The organism is Mesorhizobium sp. M0088 (assembly GCF_040322895.1).
In the GTDB taxonomy this organism is placed as follows: domain Bacteria; phylum Pseudomonadota; class Alphaproteobacteria; order Rhizobiales; family Rhizobiaceae; genus Mesorhizobium.
Genome location: NZ_JAMYUI010000004.1, coordinates 291,848 through 305,855, shown reverse-complemented (window position 1 = coordinate 305,855; position 14,008 = coordinate 291,848). Strand labels below are relative to the sequence as shown.

Sequence of the window (14,008 nt, the reverse complement as noted above, 5' to 3'; positions counted from 1 at the left end):
ACACAGGTCGTTTGCCGGCTTATTGTTCTTTTTCGGCCCGGTCCCCGGGGCGGGCCATCCCGGCTCCCCTGCCAGAGGACCTGCGGGGCGTATGGGCTAAACCCGCGCCCTTCCGCCTCCCTAGAGCAATTCCAGGAAAAGTGTGAAACGGTTTTCCGCCCGGAATTGCGTCAAAACAAAGAGTTAGAGCGGGTCGCCGTTTCCGTGAAACGGTGAACTGCTCTAAGCCTGCGGCACTGAGGCGGACGCATGGGCTATGCCCTTAATTTCAACCTGATCTGGCGGCACTTCGACAAGCTGTGGGGAGGACTGCTGCTCAGTCTCGAGCTCGCCGTCATATCGATCGCCATCGGCACCGTCATCGGCCTGGTTCTGGCGGTCTGGTACGTGTCTGCCGGACGCATCGTGCGCACCATCATCGCCGCCTACGTCGAATTCATCCGCAACGTGCCGCTGATCCTGCTCGTCTACCTCGTCTTCTACGGCCTGCCGACAGTGGTCGACATCGCCTACAGCGCGCCGACCTCGTTCGTCGTCACGCTGTCGCTCTATAGCGGCGCCTATCTGGTCGAGGTGTTTCGCTCCGGGCTCGAAGCCGTTCCGCGCGGACAGCTGGACGCCGGCAAGGCAATCGGCCTGACGCCCTGGCAAAGGCTGCTCAACGTGCGCCTGCCGACCATGCTGCGCATCACCTTGCCGGCATTGTCCAACACCTTCATATCGCTGTTCAAGGACACCTCCGTCGCCTCGGTCATTTCGGTGCCGGAGCTGACCTATGGCGCCCAGTGGATCAACTTCAACACCTTCCGCATCGTCGAGGTCTATCTCGTGGTCACGGCGATGTATCTGGTGACCGGCTACATCTTGCTTTTTGCGCTTCGGCTTGTCGAGCGCCGGTTCAGGGCGGCGCGCTGACATGCTGACCCAGATCGCCTATGCCTTGCCTTTCCTCGCCCAGGGCTTTGCGCTGACACTGTGGGTATCCCTGCTGGTCGTGGTGTTTTCGCTGATTGCCGGCGTGATCATGGGCGTCGGTCTGGTCTATGGCCCGGTGCCGTTGCAATGGGCCGTGCGCATCTTCAGCGACACCATCCGCGGCATCCCGATCCTGGTGCTCATCTTCTTTGTCTATTACGGACTGCCGGCCGTCGGGCTTCATCTGCCGTCGTTCTGGGCCGCCGTGCTGGCGCTGACCCTGTTCAAGACAGCCCAGGTCGTCGAATATTTCAGAGGTGCTGTCGGCTCCATTCCGAAAGGGCAGTCCGAGGCGGCGATGGCGATCGGACTCACCTTTCGCCAGCGGCTCGCCTACGTCATTTTCCCACAGGCGTTCAGGCGCTTCCTGCCGCCCTGGATCAACGGCGTCACCGATGCGGTCAAGGGCAGCGCGCTGGTATCGCTGCTCGGCATCACCGACCTGATGCAGGCCATCAACCAGGTCATCGGCCGCACCTATGAAGCCATGCCGCTCTACATCCTCGGCGCGCTCATCTACTTCGCGGTCAACTATGCCCTCTCGTTCGCCAGCCGGCGGCTCGAGCGGCGTTTCTCCTTCATCCGGGAATAGCAATGTCCAAAAGTCCGACCGGCACCCCGGCCCTTCTCGACGTCCTGGACGTTTCCAAAGCCTTTGGGACCGTCCAGGTCCTGCGTTCGGTCAGCCTGCAGGTGGCGAAGGGGGAGGTGGTGACGGTCATCGGCCCCTCCGGCAGCGGCAAAACCACGCTGCTGCGTTGCGTCAACTTCCTCGAAAGCTACGACAGTGGTTCGATCCGCATCGACGGCAAGGAGGTCGGCTTTCGCGAAACCGGAGCCCGCCAGCGCCGCAGCGAACGCGATCTCGCCACGATGCGCGCCGAGACCGGCATGGTGTTCCAGAGCTTCAACCTCTTTCCGCACCTGACGGCGGCGGGCAACATCATGCTTGGTCTCACCAAGGTGCGCGGCAAGAGCAGTGCGGAGGCCCGCACCATCGCCGAACACTGGCTCGGCCGGGTCGGCCTCGCCCACAAGGCCGACAGCCTGCCCGCCGAATTGTCCGGCGGCCAGCAACAGCGCGTCGGCATTGCGCGTGCCGTGGCCATGGGGCCGAAGATCCTGCTTCTCGACGAAATAACCTCCGCACTCGATCCGGAATTGGTCGGCGAGGTGCTCGAGGTCGTGCGCAGCCTGGCCGAGGACGGCATGACGATGGTGATGGTCACGCACGAAATGGCCTTTGCCCGCGACGCCTCGAGCCGCATCGTCTTCATGGCCGATGGCGGCGTCAGCGCGGCCGGCCCGCCCGCCGAAATCCTGGCGGCGGACATCGACAATGAGCGCCTGCGCACCTTCCTGGCACGCTTCCGCGCCTCGCATTTCTAGAACAGGACAGCAAACGCTGTCGCAAGGAGCCTTCTTTCATGACGCCTTATATCCGGCTCGCCGCGTTGGGCCTGACGCTGCCCGAGCCGCCGACCCCGATCGCCAATTTCCTCACCCATGCCGAAAGCGGCCGTCTGATCTTCCTGTCCGGCCAGGGGCCGCTGCGGACCGATGGCACGCTGTTCACCGGCAAGGTGGGAGACGATGTCACCGTCGAGGAAGCCTATGGCCATGCCCGCCTCACCGGTCTCAACCTGCTCGCCGTCATGCACGCAGCCACCGGCGACCTTGGCCGGATCGTGCGCATCGTCAAGCTGCTCGGCTTCGTCAACGCGATACCGACCTTCAGCGACCACCCGAAAGTGGTCAATGGCTGTTCCGATTTGTTCGCCGATGTCTTCGACAATATCGGCGGCCATGCCCGCTCGGCGATCGGCGTCGGCTCCTTGCCCGGAAACATCACCGTCGAAATCGAGGCGGTCGTCGAGATCGCTGCCTGACCCGCTAGAAATGGAATCCGAAAGATGAAAACCACGTCCACCGACGGCTCCAACACCACGATCCGCGAACGGCTCGGCCTTCGCCCGATCATCAACGTCTCCGGAACGATGACGGCGCTCGGCGCATCGATCATCGTCCCCGAAGCGATCCGCGCCATGGCGGAAATGGCCTCGCAATGGGTGGAAATGGATGACCTGCAACGTGCCGCAAGCACGATCGTCGCGCGCCTGACCGGCGGCGAGGCCGGTTTCGTCACTGCCTGCTGCGCCAGCGGCATCACCATGGCGATCGCCGGTGCGATGACGGGGACCAATCTGCTCGCCATCGAGCGGCTGCCTGATAACACGGAAGGCCTCAAGTCGGAGGTCGTCGTCCAGCTCGGCCACATCGTCAACTATGGTGCGCCGATCGACCAGTCGGTCCGGCTGGCGGGCGCCAGGGTCGTGCCGGCCGGCACGGTCAGCGTGACGCAGGACTATCATGTGCGCGACGCGATCAACGACCGCACGGCGGCGGGCCTCTATGTCGTTGCGCACCACACCGTGCAGTATGGCATGCTGTCGCTGGAGGAATTCTGCGAGATCTGCCACGCCAGGGGTGTCCCGGTGATCGTGGATGCGGCTTCAGAGTATGATCTGCGCGACTTCCTCGCGCGCGGCGCCGACATTGTCATCTACAGCGGCCACAAATTCCTGAGTGGGCCGACCAGCGGCATCGTCACCGGGCGCAAGGACCTGGTGCGCGCCGCCTATCTGCAGAACCGCGGCGTCGCCCGCGCCATGAAAGTCGGCAAGGAGAGCATCGCCGGCACCATGGCCGCACTGGAAGCCTGGGAAAAGCGCGACCATGCCGGCATCCGCCGCCGCGAAGAGGCGGCGCTCAATTTGTGGAAGGACGCGTTGCAGGGACTGCCGGGCATTGTCGCGCAGATCATTCCCGATCCGACCGCCAACCCTCTCGATCGGCTTCAGATTTTTGTACTGCCCGAAAGCCAGTTCACGGCGGCCGGCCTCACCTCGGCATTGGCGACTGGCTCGCCACCGATCATCGTGCGCAACCATGAGGTGGAGCGCGGCCATTTCTTCCTCGACCCCTGCAATCTTCATCCCGGCGAGGCCGAGATCGTCGCCGAACGGCTGCGCGCCATATTGACCGCCAAGGACCGCCCGGCCGATGCGATGAAAGTCTCCCGCAAGGATTCGTCCGGCGTCTTAAGCTGGCCAGATTGAACACCCGGCGAATCGCTACCTGAAATGCGTCGGCCGTAACCGGCACGCGCCATCATGCGCCTCCTGCCCTGACGGGCTCTCCAGGGCACCGGCCAGGAAACTGCCGGCTCCCTCTGCGCGCCTTGGCGGTTCCAGCTTGGCGGCTGCTTCACAACTTTTCAACAATAACTTTACAAATATCTATATTTATGTGAAGTCATGACGATGAAGGATCGCTCATGACAGCCAACCGTTTCGCCACGCGCCTGAATTCCTTTGCCTCGCGACCGCAGGCCGAGTGGCCCGATCTTACCGGCAAGCCGTCGCTGCTGCAGATGGCGGCGCGCGCCGCCAAGGTCGAGGGGCTTACCGATCTCGACCTCAACTTTCCTGACCACGTCGGTGAAAAGCCCACGGAAATCACCCTGAAACTGGGCGATCTCGGGCTTTCCATCAATGGCTTTGCCATGCGCTACTACTCCAACCCCGCCTTCAAGCTCGGCGCCTTCACCAATCCGGATCCGGCGGTGCGCCGCGAGGCCATCGACCTGACCAAGACCGGCATCGATGCCGTGCGTGAGGCCGGCGCCAGCCTGATGACGCTGTGGCTCGGCCAGGATGGCTTCGACTACGCCTTCCAGGCCGACTATTCAACGCTTTGGCAACACGAAATTGATGGGATTCGTGAAGTTGCGGCACATGATCCCGACTGTCAGATCAGCCTTGAATACAAACCGAACGAACCACGCTCCTACAGCCTGATGCCGGATGCGGCGACGACCCTGCTGGCGATCCGCGATGTGGGCCTGCCCAATCTCGGCGTCACGCTCGATTTCGCTCATGTGCTCTACGCCGACGAACAGCCGGCCTTTGCCGCGGCCCTGGTGGCGCGTCACAGCAAGCTGCTCGGCGTGCACCTGAACGACGGCTACGCCAAGCGCGACGACGGCCTGATGGTCGGCGCGGTGCACACGCTGCAGACCATCGAGCTGCTCAGGCAGATTCGCCGCGACGGTTACGCCGGCGCCATCTATTTCGACACGTTCCCCGATATGACCGGGCTCGATCCGGTGCGCGAGTGCGAAGTCAACATCGCCACCGTCAAGCGCATGCTGCGCGTCGTCGACCGGCTGGAGCAGGACAATCGCCTGTCCGCCGCCATGGACAGCCAGGACGCGGTGACGTCGCAGGCCATCATCCAGGAAATCATGCTCGGGCCGGATAGCTGAGGCATCCGCGCCATCACCGTTTTCAACCAGGGAGGAATACAATGAAACTTCTGCTTGCCACCGCTACCGCCGCACTGATGGCGCTCTCGATCGGCTCTGCCTTTGCCGCCGACCTCGCGCCGCTCAATTCCGACACGGAAAAGGACCGCATCGACTGGTCGCAGGTCGAGGCTAAATTCGGCGCGTTCCCCAAGCTGCCCGAAGGCACCAAGGCAGGCGCGGTCTCCAAGACGCTGGCCAATGAATACTGGCGCTCGCTGGGCGAGGGCTACACGGCATTCGGCGCCAAGGTCGGCGTTCCCGTCGTCTATCAGGCAGCGCAGAGCGAGGGCGACCAGCTCGGCCAGCTCACCATCGCCGAAGGCCTGGTGACGCAGGGCTACAACGTGCTGCTCGTCTCGCCGCAGACGGATGCCAATCTGCAGCCGATCATGGAGCAGGCCAAGGCCGCCAACGTGCCGGTGGTCAACGTCAATGACGCCGTCATCCCGCAGGCCGAGCATTATGTCGGCAATGTCCAACGCGACAATGGCGTGCGCGTCGCCAAATGGTTCATCAAGAATCGTCCGAATGGCGGCAAGGTCGCCATCGTCGAAGGTCAGGCTGGCGTCTATGCCGCCGTGCAGCGCACCGACGGCTTCAAGTCGACCATCACCGAGGGGGGCAATTTCGAGGTTGTCGCCAGCGTTCCCGGCAACTGGGACCGCCAAGCCTCCTATGACGCGGCCACCAACATCCTACAGCAGCACCCCGACCTGATCGGCTTCTATGCCAACAATGACGGCATGGCGCTGGGCATCGTCGAGGCTGTCAAGGCCGCCGGCCTGCAGGACAAGGTTGCGGTCTTCGGCACCGACGGCATTTCCGACGCCTATGCCTCGATCCGCGCCGGCGAACTGACCGGCACGGTCGACAGTTTCCCGGTGCTGACTGGCGAAGTGGCGTTGGAAACAGCTCTGCGTCTCGTCGCGGGACAGAAGCTGCCGCGCGTTGTCGCCACGCCGCAGGCGCTGATCACCAAGGACAATGCCGACCGCTATTCCGGCACCGGCGCGCGCAAGGCCCTGCTCGAGGACGCGGCAGCGGGCCAGTAAGGCCAACCAACAGTGCCGGTCAGGGCAATTCGCTTCTGACCGGCACCATGGCCCGGAGATAGAACTCGATGTCACCCCGGCTGCAATTCCAGGGCATTTCCAAGCTGTTTCCGGCCGTACGGGCGCTTGACGGCGTTTCGTTCTCGGTCGCGGCCGGTGAAATCCACGGCCTGCTCGGCGAAAACGGCGCCGGCAAGTCGACGCTGCTGCGCATCCTGTCTGGCGTCTACAGGCCGACAGCGGGAAGCGTCCTCATTGACGGCAAGCCGGTAACGCTCGCCAACCCGGTTGCCGCGCGCGCTGCGGGCGTCGCCATGATCCATCAGGAATTGCAGCAGGTGCCGCGCCTCAGCGTTGCCCAGAACATGTTCCTCGGCCATCCGCTGACGCGCGGCGGCATCTTCGTCGCCAGCAGAGAGCAGGAGCGCCGCGCCGCCGAGGCTCTTGCAGCCATCGACCCCTCCATCGATCCAGCCGCCCCGCTCGGCACTCTGAAGGTGGCGCAGCGGCAGATTGTCGAGATTGCCAGGGCATTGCTCGATCGCGCCCGCATCGTCGCCATGGACGAGCCGACATCGAGCCTGACGCCGAGCGAATTCGAACGGCTCGCGCAAGTCATTACAGGTTTGGCGCGCGATGGCGTCGCCGTCGTCTATGTCTCGCACAAGCTGGATGAGGTGTTCGGCATCTGCCGGCGCGCCACCATCATGCGCGACGGCGTCGTCGTCGATTCCGTCGATCTGAAAGACCTGTCGGAGAAAGCGGTCGTGGCGATGATGGTCGGCCGCGAACTGGCGCAGGAACACCATAATTCCCATGCCACGAACAAGGTCATGCTGAGCGCGCGTGGCCTCTCCTCGGCGACGAAGGTGCGCAACGTGTCGTTCGATCTGCATCGCGGCGAGGTGCTGGGGATTGCCGGCCTGGTCGGTTCCGGCCGAACTGAACTTTTGCGGCTCCTGGCCGGCGCCGATCGCGCCACGGCCGGCACCATTGCAATCGACGGCAAGGCGGCGCGCTTCGCCGGCCCGCGCGATGCGATTGCCGCCGGCATCGGCCTGGTGCCGGAGGAGCGCAAGCGCGAAGGCATCGTGCCGCTGCGCTCGATCACCAGCAACATGGCGCTGGCCTCGATGAACGTATTCGCGCCGCGCGGCGTCATCGATCACACCAGGCTGAAACAGGTGGCGGTCGACAGGATGAGCCGCGTCAATCTGCGCCCGTTCCTGCTCGACCGGCCGATCCGCCTGTTCAGCGGCGGCAACCAGCAGAAGGCGATCATCGGCCGCTGGCTGGCCGCGGGAACCCGCATCCTCTTGTTCGACGAACCGACGCGCGGCATCGATGTCGGCGCCAAGGCGGAGATCTATCATCTGATCGAGGAACTCGCCGCCGAGGGCCATGCCGTGATCGTCGTCTCCTCCGAGCTTCCCGAAGTGATCCGGCTTGCCGACCGCGTGCTGGTCATGCGCGACGGCACTATCGCGGCCGAACTCCACAGAGACGATATCAGCGAACAGGCGATCGCGGCGCACGCCATCCCGCAAACGCAAACGCCGGCCGCGCAACAGGCAAGGCAGTAGGTGACGGATATGTCGGATACCACTCTGGTGCGGCCACGCGCCGAATTCCTGCGCGGCGTTTCCATGCGCGACGCCGGCACGCTGATCGGCCTTGTCGTGATCCTGGCAGTATTCGGCGCGCTGGTGCCCGGCTTCTTCGCCGAGCGCAACCTGATCAACATCCTGCAGCAGTCGAGCATCAATGCCTGTCTGGCGCTGGGCATGACGCTGGTCATCATCTCCGGTGGCATCGACCTGTCGGTCGGGCCGACGGCGGCACTCTCGGCCGTCATCTCGGCCTCTATGATGGTCGCCGGCGTGCCGTTTCCGTTGGCCATCGCCGCCGGCTTCGCCATTGGCCTTGCCTGCGGCCTCGTCAACGGCGTGCTCGTCGCCTATGTCGGGCTGCAGCCCTTCATCGTCACGTTGGGAACGCTCAGCACCTATCGGGCGCTGGCGCTGATCTACACCGGCGGCAATCCGGTGCTCGGCCTTCCGCCAAGCTTTCGCGCCATCTTCAACGGATCGCTGTTTGGACTGCCTCTGGCGGTCATCATCGTCGCCTGCGTGGCTGTCGTCGCCTGGGTCGTTTTGAAGAAGACGCCCTTCGGCGAATATCTGCTTGCCGTCGGCGGCAACGAGGAGGCGGCCTACATCGCCGGCGTGCCGATTGCCCGCACCAAGATCGCCGCCTACATGATCTCGGGCCTGCTGGCGGCGCTTGCCGCGCAGATCCTGGTCGGCCGGCTCGGCGCCGCCGAGCCCATCCTCGGCAATCTCTGGGAACTCGACGCTATCGCGGCTGCCGCCATCGGCGGCGCCTCGCTGATGGGCGGCAAGGGCAGCATCGTCGGCACCATCCTGGGCGCCGTCATCCTCGGCGCTATGCGCAACGGTTTGACGCTGATGAACGTCCAGTCCTTCTATCAGCTTCTGGCAACTGGTCTTATAATCCTCGCCGCGATGCTTATCGATCGCGTGACGAGGGGGCGTGGATGACCTTGAGCGGGCTGGACCTGAAAGCGGTAGGACCGCGCATCCGCATGATGATGCCGCATCTCACCCCGTTGGAGGCGAAGGTGGTGGAAACCGTCTTCGGCCGGCGCGGTTTCGACGAGAGCATTCCGCTGAAACAGATCGCCGAAGAGTCCGGCGTGTCGGAGGCGATGGTGGTCAAGATCGCCAAGAAGCTGGGCTTTTCCGGCTATCGCGACTTCCGCACCGCCGTCTATGAATACAGTCGCCTGCCGACCGCCGAGATGCACCAGGAACTGTCATCCGACGACAGTTCGGCCGAGATCGTGCAAAAAGTCTTTCGCACCTCCATCCAGGCGCTGGAGGAGACGCTGGCGATCCTCGACATCGAGGATTTCGACCGCGCCGCCGAGCTGCTCTTCCGTGCCAAGAACCGGGATTTTTATGGCGTCGGCGGCTCGGCGCAGATCGCCCGCGATGTCTCGCACAAGTTTCTGCGCATCGGCATCCGCGCATCCGTCTATGACGATTCGCATATGATGCTGATGTCGGCCTCGCTGCTCGGCGGCGACGACATCGCCGTCGGCTTCTCGCATTCGGGCAACACGTCGGCCGTCATCGACGCCATCCAGCTGGCCCGCAAGAACGGTGCCCGCACGCTGGCCATCACCAACTACGACAACTCGCCGCTGGCTGCGGTCGCCGACATCGTGCTTTGCTCGACCGCGCAAGGCTCGCCGCTGATGGGCGAGAACGCAGCGGCGCGCATTGCCCAGCTCAACATCCTCGACGCGCTGTTCGTGGCGGTGGCACAGCGCGACTACCAGGCGGCGGAGCGCAATCTCGGCCGCACCATGTCCGCAGTGACATCGAAACGAAAAGACCGGGGCTCATGACGACATCGCCGCTGGTCACCGTGTTCGGCAGCCTGCACTACGACATCATGGTCGACGCGCCCGACCGCCCGCGCAAGGGCGAGACGGTGACCGGCCATGCCTGGCACCCGAAATGCGGCGGCAAGGGCGGCAATCAGGCTGTCTCGGCGGCGCGGGCCGGCGTGCGCGCGGCGATGATCGGCGCCGTCGGCGACGATGATTTCGGGCGGGCGTTGCTGGCCAACCTCGATCGCGCCAAGGTCGACCGCCGCTTCGTGCGGGTGGCCGCTGGCGCCAGCTCCGGCATGAGCGTAGCGATCTTCGACGCGGGCGGCGACTATGGCGCGGTGATCGTCTCGGGCAGCAATCTGACACTGGGCCATGCCGACATTGCCTCTGCTTCCGATGTGGTGGGACAGACGGCAGTGCTCTTGTTGCAGAACGAAGTGCCGGAAGCCGGCAACATTGCCGCCGCACGCGCCGTCAAAGCACGGGGCGGCCGCGTCGTGCTCAACGCGGCCCCCGCGCGCAAACTCTCCGAGGAGTTGATCGCGCTGGTCGACATATTGGTTGTCAACGCCATCGAGGCGGAATTCCTGGCTGGCACAGCGGTGGTCGAGACACTCGACGGCGCCGCGCAAGCCGCACGGCTATTGGCCGATCTTTATCCGGTGGCGATTGTCACGGCGGGCGGCGAGGGCGTCGCCTGCTGCGACCAGACCGGCGAGGCCTTCGCGCTGCCGGCCGTCCCGGTCAAGGTCGCCAGCACGCATGGCGCCGGCGATGAATTCGTTGGCGCGCTGGCCGCGGGACTTGCCCGTGGGCAGACCATGCGGGCGGCCATCACCGCCGCCAACGCGGCTTCGGCCTTGCTGGTCTCGACGCCAGAGGCCGAGCGCGACGGCATCTGATCGGCTGGTTTCCGTCTTGCCAGACCGCAGCAGCGGCCGCCTATCCTTGCGGCCCCGCGCGAATTCCGCTAAGGCGCGCCTTTGTCGCCGGGGAACACGGACTTGGACGATCAACGCGCCGACGTCGCCATCATCATGGGCAGCCAGTCCGACTGGGCGACGATGCGCCATGCCGCCGAAACGCTGGAAGCACTCGGCATCCCGCACAAGCGGCTGATCATCTCCGCGCATCGCACGCCGGACCGGCTCTATGATTTCGCCAAGGGCGCCAAGGCAGCCGGTTATCAGGTGATCATCGCCGGCGCCGGCGGTGCGGCGCACCTGCCCGGCATGACGGCGGCGATGACGCCGCTGCCGGTGTTCGGTGTGCCGGTGGAATCGAAAGCGCTTTCCGGGCAGGATTCGCTGCTGTCCATTGTCCAGATGCCGGCCGGCATTCCCGTGGGCACGCTGGCCATCGGCAAGGCCGGCGCTGCCAACGCAGCCCTTCTGGCCGCTGCCGTGCTGGCCCTGAACGATGACAGCCTTGCCGTCCGTCTGGACGCCTGGCGCGCCGCGCAGACCGCCAAGGTCGCGGCAGAACCGACGGATACGCCGTGAGCCTGCCCGCCGGATCGACCATCGGCATCATTGGCGGCGGCCAACTCGGCCGCATGCTGGCTGTTGCCGCCGCCCGCCTCGGCTACCGCACCGTGGTGCTGGAGCCGCAAGCGGATTGCCCCGCGGCACAGGTCGCCAACCGGCAGATAACAGCCGCCTATGACGACCCGGCCGCCCTTGCCGAACTGGCAGGCTCGAGTTCCGTCGTCACCTACGAGTTCGAGAACGTGCCGGTTGCAGCCGCCAGTGCGCTGGCCGCCAAGGTTCCGGTCTATCCGCCGGAGCGTGCGCTGGAAGTGGCGCAGGACCGGGTGGACGAAAAAACATTCCTCAACGGCATCGGCATTGCCACCGCCGATTTCCACGCCGTCGACAATGATGACCAGCTGATCGCGGCGCTGAAAGCATTCGACGGCAGCGGTGTCCTGAAGACCCGGCGCATGGGCTATGACGGCAAAGGCCAGCGCGTCTTCCGCAACATGGAAGCCGGCGGCTTCGCCGGCACATGCGAGGCGATGGGCAATGTGCCTCTGATCCTGGAGGCCTTCGTGCCGTTCGAGCGCGAGATATCGGTGATCGCGGCGCGTGGGCTGGACGGTGCGGTTGTCGCCTACGATCCAGCCGAGAATATCCATCGCAACGGCATTCTCCACACATCGACCTTGCCGGCCGCCATTATGCCGGAGACGGCGGAAGCGGCCCGAACGGCCGCATCGAAGATCCTGTCGGCGCTGAACTATGTCGGCGTCATCGGCGTCGAGTTCTTCGTGCTGGCGGACGGCTCGCTGCTGGCCAACGAGATCGCGCCGCGTGTGCACAATTCCGGCCATTGGACGGAAGCCGGCTGTATCGTCTCGCAGTTCGAGCAGCATATCCGCGCCATCGCCGGCCTGCCGCTCGGCGGCCCGGACCGCCATTCCGACTGTGTGATGGAAAACCTGATCGGCGACGATGTGCTGCGCGTCCCTGAGCTTCTCGCCGAGCCCGATCTGATGCTGCATCTCTACGGCAAGGCCGAAGCGCGGCCCGGCCGCAAGATGGGACATTTCACTCGGATCAGCCGTCGAGCCTCATAAGGTTGCCTACTGCACGTCGTCGCTCTCGTCCTCGCCTGGATTGGCGCAACTCACATCGCCTTCCTCGCAATTGGCCGCGGCAGCGAGCTGCTTGACGCGATCATTGGTCAATCTGGTCAGGCATTGCGAGACTTCCATCGAATGGATCGAGCCGCCTTGACTGGCGGCGGTGGAATGCGCGCATTCGGCATCGCGAAAAGTGATCCAGGCGCGCTGCGCCACCTGCAGCAATCTCTTGCCGCCGGCGTCATCCGAGCTGGTGAGGTCCTGATAGGCCTTGTTGAGCTTGGCGTCGGCCGCCTGATAGTCTTCGCCGGCACAGATGTTCATCATCTGCTGGCTGTCGTCGCTGCGGTCGCATTCCTGCGCGCGAGCAACCGAAGCTGCCGCCAGCAGGACAAGGCAGGCGGACAGGAACATTCGGCGCATGGTTCTCTCCAAATCACTTCACGGCGACCGCATCATCCCAGCCGGCCCCAGGGCCGCGCAATGCCGCAAGGCCGACATGGCGGATAATTGATGACAGGGACGATTCACAGCCGCTATGGAGCACGCTTGCGGTTGACAGGGACAAGGCTCCTCGTTTATGAGCCTCCCACAGTTCAAAGGCGCGTCTTCTGGCGCGCCTTAAAATTTCGACCCGGACCGGGTCCACACCGACAGGCAAGACCATGAAGATCAAGAATTCGCTCAAGGCGCTGAAGGCGCGTCACCGCGACAACCAGTTGGTTCGCCGCAAGGGCCGCGTCTACATCATCAACAAGACCGCCCCGCGCTACAAGGCACGCCAGGGCTGAGTTTTCGGGCAGGAGGCTGTTGCCTCCCCCCATTTGATGCTTGTTGCCGCCTGCCGGCATTTTCACGCCAAATTCAGTTTGACGTTCCGTCGCCCGGGACTAGAGTCCGGCGATGCGGATTCTTTTTGCATTTTTGACATCTCTGCTTGTTTCCGGCGTCATTTATGGCCCGGCATGGGCGGATGATGCTGTCGCGCCGCCGGCCACTCAGGACGCGCCGCCCGCCGCAACGACGAAACAAGCCCGCCTCGACCAGTTGTTCAGCGATCTGAAACGCGAGCGCAACGAAAAGGCGGCCGAGCGCATCGCCGGCAACATCTGGAGCGAGTGGTCGCAATCCGGCAGCGCCTCGATCGACCTGATGATGCAATGGTCGCAAAAAGCCGTCGAGGGCCAGAAGTTCGACGTCGCGCTCGATTTCCTCGACCAGGTGGTGACTTTGCAGCCGACTTATGCCGAAGGCTGGAACCGGCGTGCCACCGTGCATTTCATGATGAAGAACTACGGCAAGTCGATGTCCGACATCGACCATACGCTGCAGCTCGAACCGCGCCATTTCGGCGCGCTGTCCGGCCTGGCGCAGATCATGGCGCTGACCGGCCACAAGCAATCGGCGCTCGAGGCCTGGCAAAAGGTGCTGGCCATCTATCCGATGATGCGCAGCGCCCAGGACCAGGTCGGCACGATTTCGGAGGAGCTTGCCGGTGAAGGTATTTGAGGGAATAGGCAGTAGGGATTAGGCAGTAGGTCCAGACCGCTCTGCGGAACACACATGCCTACTGCCTACTGCCTACTGCCTACTGCCTACTGCCTACT

16 protein-coding genes are annotated in these 14,008 nt (G+C 64.3%); 15 read left to right on the top strand and 1 reads right to left on the bottom strand.

Translation table 11 applies throughout. From position 1 onward, the window contains the following. Positions 1-249 precede the first annotated feature (249 nt). The 13 genes from NKJ67_RS07310 (at position 250) to NKJ67_RS07250 (ending at position 12,395) form a co-directional block, all read left to right on the top strand. Entirely contained in the window at positions 250-915 is a 666-nt protein-coding gene (locus NKJ67_RS07310; protein WP_023810937.1) for an amino acid ABC transporter permease, read from the top strand. A gap of 1 nt (position 916) precedes the next feature. Then, positions 917-1,567 (top strand): amino acid ABC transporter permease, encoded by a 651-nt coding sequence (locus NKJ67_RS07305; protein ID WP_352580925.1) that lies wholly within the window; start codon positions 917-919, stop codon positions 1,565-1,567. 2 nt (positions 1,568-1,569) lie between these two features. After that, positions 1,570-2,364 (top strand): amino acid ABC transporter ATP-binding protein, encoded by a 795-nt coding sequence (locus tag NKJ67_RS07300; RefSeq protein ID WP_352580924.1) that lies wholly within the window; start codon positions 1,570-1,572, stop codon positions 2,362-2,364. Between the two features lie 38 nt (positions 2,365-2,402). Then, a complete protein-coding gene (locus NKJ67_RS07295; protein ID WP_352580923.1) occupies positions 2,403-2,864 on the top strand; it encodes a RidA family protein in 462 nt (153 codons plus the stop codon). A gap of 24 nt (positions 2,865-2,888) precedes the next feature. Beyond that, positions 2,889-4,094, top strand: coding sequence for an aminotransferase class V-fold PLP-dependent enzyme (locus tag NKJ67_RS07290; RefSeq protein WP_352580922.1), 1,206 nt, complete (start codon positions 2,889-2,891; stop codon positions 4,092-4,094). A gap of 218 nt (positions 4,095-4,312) precedes the next feature. Then, entirely contained in the window at positions 4,313-5,302 is a 990-nt protein-coding gene (locus NKJ67_RS07285; RefSeq protein WP_352580921.1) for a TIM barrel protein, read from the top strand. A 41-nt stretch (positions 5,303-5,343) separates the two neighbouring features. Next, positions 5,344-6,396: a sugar ABC transporter substrate-binding protein gene (locus tag NKJ67_RS07280; RefSeq protein ID WP_352580920.1), complete on the top strand. Its 1,053-nt coding sequence runs from the start codon at positions 5,344-5,346 to the stop codon at positions 6,394-6,396. Between the two features lie 68 nt (positions 6,397-6,464). Further along, a complete protein-coding gene (locus NKJ67_RS07275) occupies positions 6,465-7,979 on the top strand; it encodes a sugar ABC transporter ATP-binding protein (protein ID WP_352580918.1) in 1,515 nt (504 codons plus the stop codon). 9 nt (positions 7,980-7,988) lie between these two features. Further along, positions 7,989-8,957, top strand: coding sequence for an ABC transporter permease (locus NKJ67_RS07270; RefSeq protein ID WP_352580917.1), 969 nt, complete (start codon positions 7,989-7,991; stop codon positions 8,955-8,957). Then, positions 8,954-9,829, top strand: coding sequence for a MurR/RpiR family transcriptional regulator (locus NKJ67_RS07265; RefSeq protein ID WP_013529211.1), 876 nt, complete (start codon positions 8,954-8,956; stop codon positions 9,827-9,829). Before NKJ67_RS07270 ends, NKJ67_RS07265 begins: the two co-directional genes overlap by 4 nt. After that, positions 9,826-10,719: a ribokinase gene (locus tag NKJ67_RS07260; RefSeq protein WP_352580916.1), complete on the top strand. Its 894-nt coding sequence runs from the start codon at positions 9,826-9,828 to the stop codon at positions 10,717-10,719. Before NKJ67_RS07265 ends, NKJ67_RS07260 begins: the two co-directional genes overlap by 4 nt. A gap of 102 nt (positions 10,720-10,821) precedes the next feature. Next, on the top strand, positions 10,822-11,319 hold the full coding sequence (purE, locus tag NKJ67_RS07255) for a 5-(carboxyamino)imidazole ribonucleotide mutase (RefSeq protein ID WP_063169171.1): 498 nt from the start codon (positions 10,822-10,824) through the stop codon (positions 11,317-11,319). Then, a complete protein-coding gene (locus NKJ67_RS07250) occupies positions 11,316-12,395 on the top strand; it encodes a 5-(carboxyamino)imidazole ribonucleotide synthase (RefSeq protein WP_352580915.1) in 1,080 nt (359 codons plus the stop codon). Before purE ends, NKJ67_RS07250 begins: the two co-directional genes overlap by 4 nt. 6 nt (positions 12,396-12,401) lie before the next feature. Here the strand turns inward: NKJ67_RS07250 and NKJ67_RS07245 are convergent, their stop codons facing one another. After that, entirely contained in the window at positions 12,402-12,824 is a 423-nt protein-coding gene (locus NKJ67_RS07245; protein WP_352580914.1) for a lysozyme inhibitor LprI family protein, read from the bottom strand. A 242-nt stretch (positions 12,825-13,066) separates the two neighbouring features. Here NKJ67_RS07245 and ykgO point away from each other — a divergent pair, with 242 nt between their 5' ends. Both ykgO and NKJ67_RS07235 read left to right on the top strand, forming a co-directional pair. Continuing rightward, positions 13,067-13,192 carry a type B 50S ribosomal protein L36 gene (gene ykgO / locus NKJ67_RS07240; protein ID WP_006327841.1) on the top strand — a complete coding sequence of 42 codons (126 nt, stop codon included), beginning with the start codon at positions 13,067-13,069 and terminating at the stop codon, positions 13,190-13,192. Between the two features lie 112 nt (positions 13,193-13,304). Next, entirely contained in the window at positions 13,305-13,910 is a 606-nt protein-coding gene (locus NKJ67_RS07235) for a tetratricopeptide repeat protein (RefSeq protein WP_127397019.1), read from the top strand. Positions 13,911-14,008: the final 98 nt, after the last annotated feature.

Bases quoted from the DNA above. Each gene is read 5' to 3' on its own strand.
- NKJ67_RS07310 (WP_023810937.1), top strand. From the start codon at position 250: ATGGGCTATGCCCTTAATTTCAACCTGATCTGGCGGCACTTCGACAAG.
- NKJ67_RS07305 (WP_352580925.1), top strand. From the start codon at position 917: ATGCTGACCCAGATCGCCTATGCCTTGCCTTTCCTCGCCCAGGGCTTT.
- NKJ67_RS07300 (WP_352580924.1), top strand. From the start codon at position 1,570: ATGTCCAAAAGTCCGACCGGCACCCCGGCCCTTCTCGACGTCCTGGAC.
- NKJ67_RS07295 (WP_352580923.1), top strand. From the start codon at position 2,403: ATGACGCCTTATATCCGGCTCGCCGCGTTGGGCCTGACGCTGCCCGAG.
- NKJ67_RS07290 (WP_352580922.1), top strand. From the start codon at position 2,889: ATGAAAACCACGTCCACCGACGGCTCCAACACCACGATCCGCGAACGG.
- NKJ67_RS07285 (WP_352580921.1), top strand. From the start codon at position 4,313: ATGACAGCCAACCGTTTCGCCACGCGCCTGAATTCCTTTGCCTCGCGA.
- NKJ67_RS07280 (WP_352580920.1), top strand. From the start codon at position 5,344: ATGAAACTTCTGCTTGCCACCGCTACCGCCGCACTGATGGCGCTCTCG.
- NKJ67_RS07275 (WP_352580918.1), top strand. From the start codon at position 6,465: ATGTCACCCCGGCTGCAATTCCAGGGCATTTCCAAGCTGTTTCCGGCC.
- NKJ67_RS07270 (WP_352580917.1), top strand. From the start codon at position 7,989: ATGTCGGATACCACTCTGGTGCGGCCACGCGCCGAATTCCTGCGCGGC.
- NKJ67_RS07265 (WP_013529211.1), top strand. From the start codon at position 8,954: ATGACCTTGAGCGGGCTGGACCTGAAAGCGGTAGGACCGCGCATCCGC.
- NKJ67_RS07260 (WP_352580916.1), top strand. From the start codon at position 9,826: ATGACGACATCGCCGCTGGTCACCGTGTTCGGCAGCCTGCACTACGAC.
- NKJ67_RS07245 (WP_352580914.1), bottom strand. From the start codon at position 12,824: ATGCGCCGAATGTTCCTGTCCGCCTGCCTTGTCCTGCTGGCGGCAGCT.
- ykgO (WP_006327841.1), top strand. From the start codon at position 13,067: ATGAAGATCAAGAATTCGCTCAAGGCGCTGAAGGCGCGTCACCGCGAC.
- NKJ67_RS07235 (WP_127397019.1), top strand. From the start codon at position 13,305: ATGCGGATTCTTTTTGCATTTTTGACATCTCTGCTTGTTTCCGGCGTC.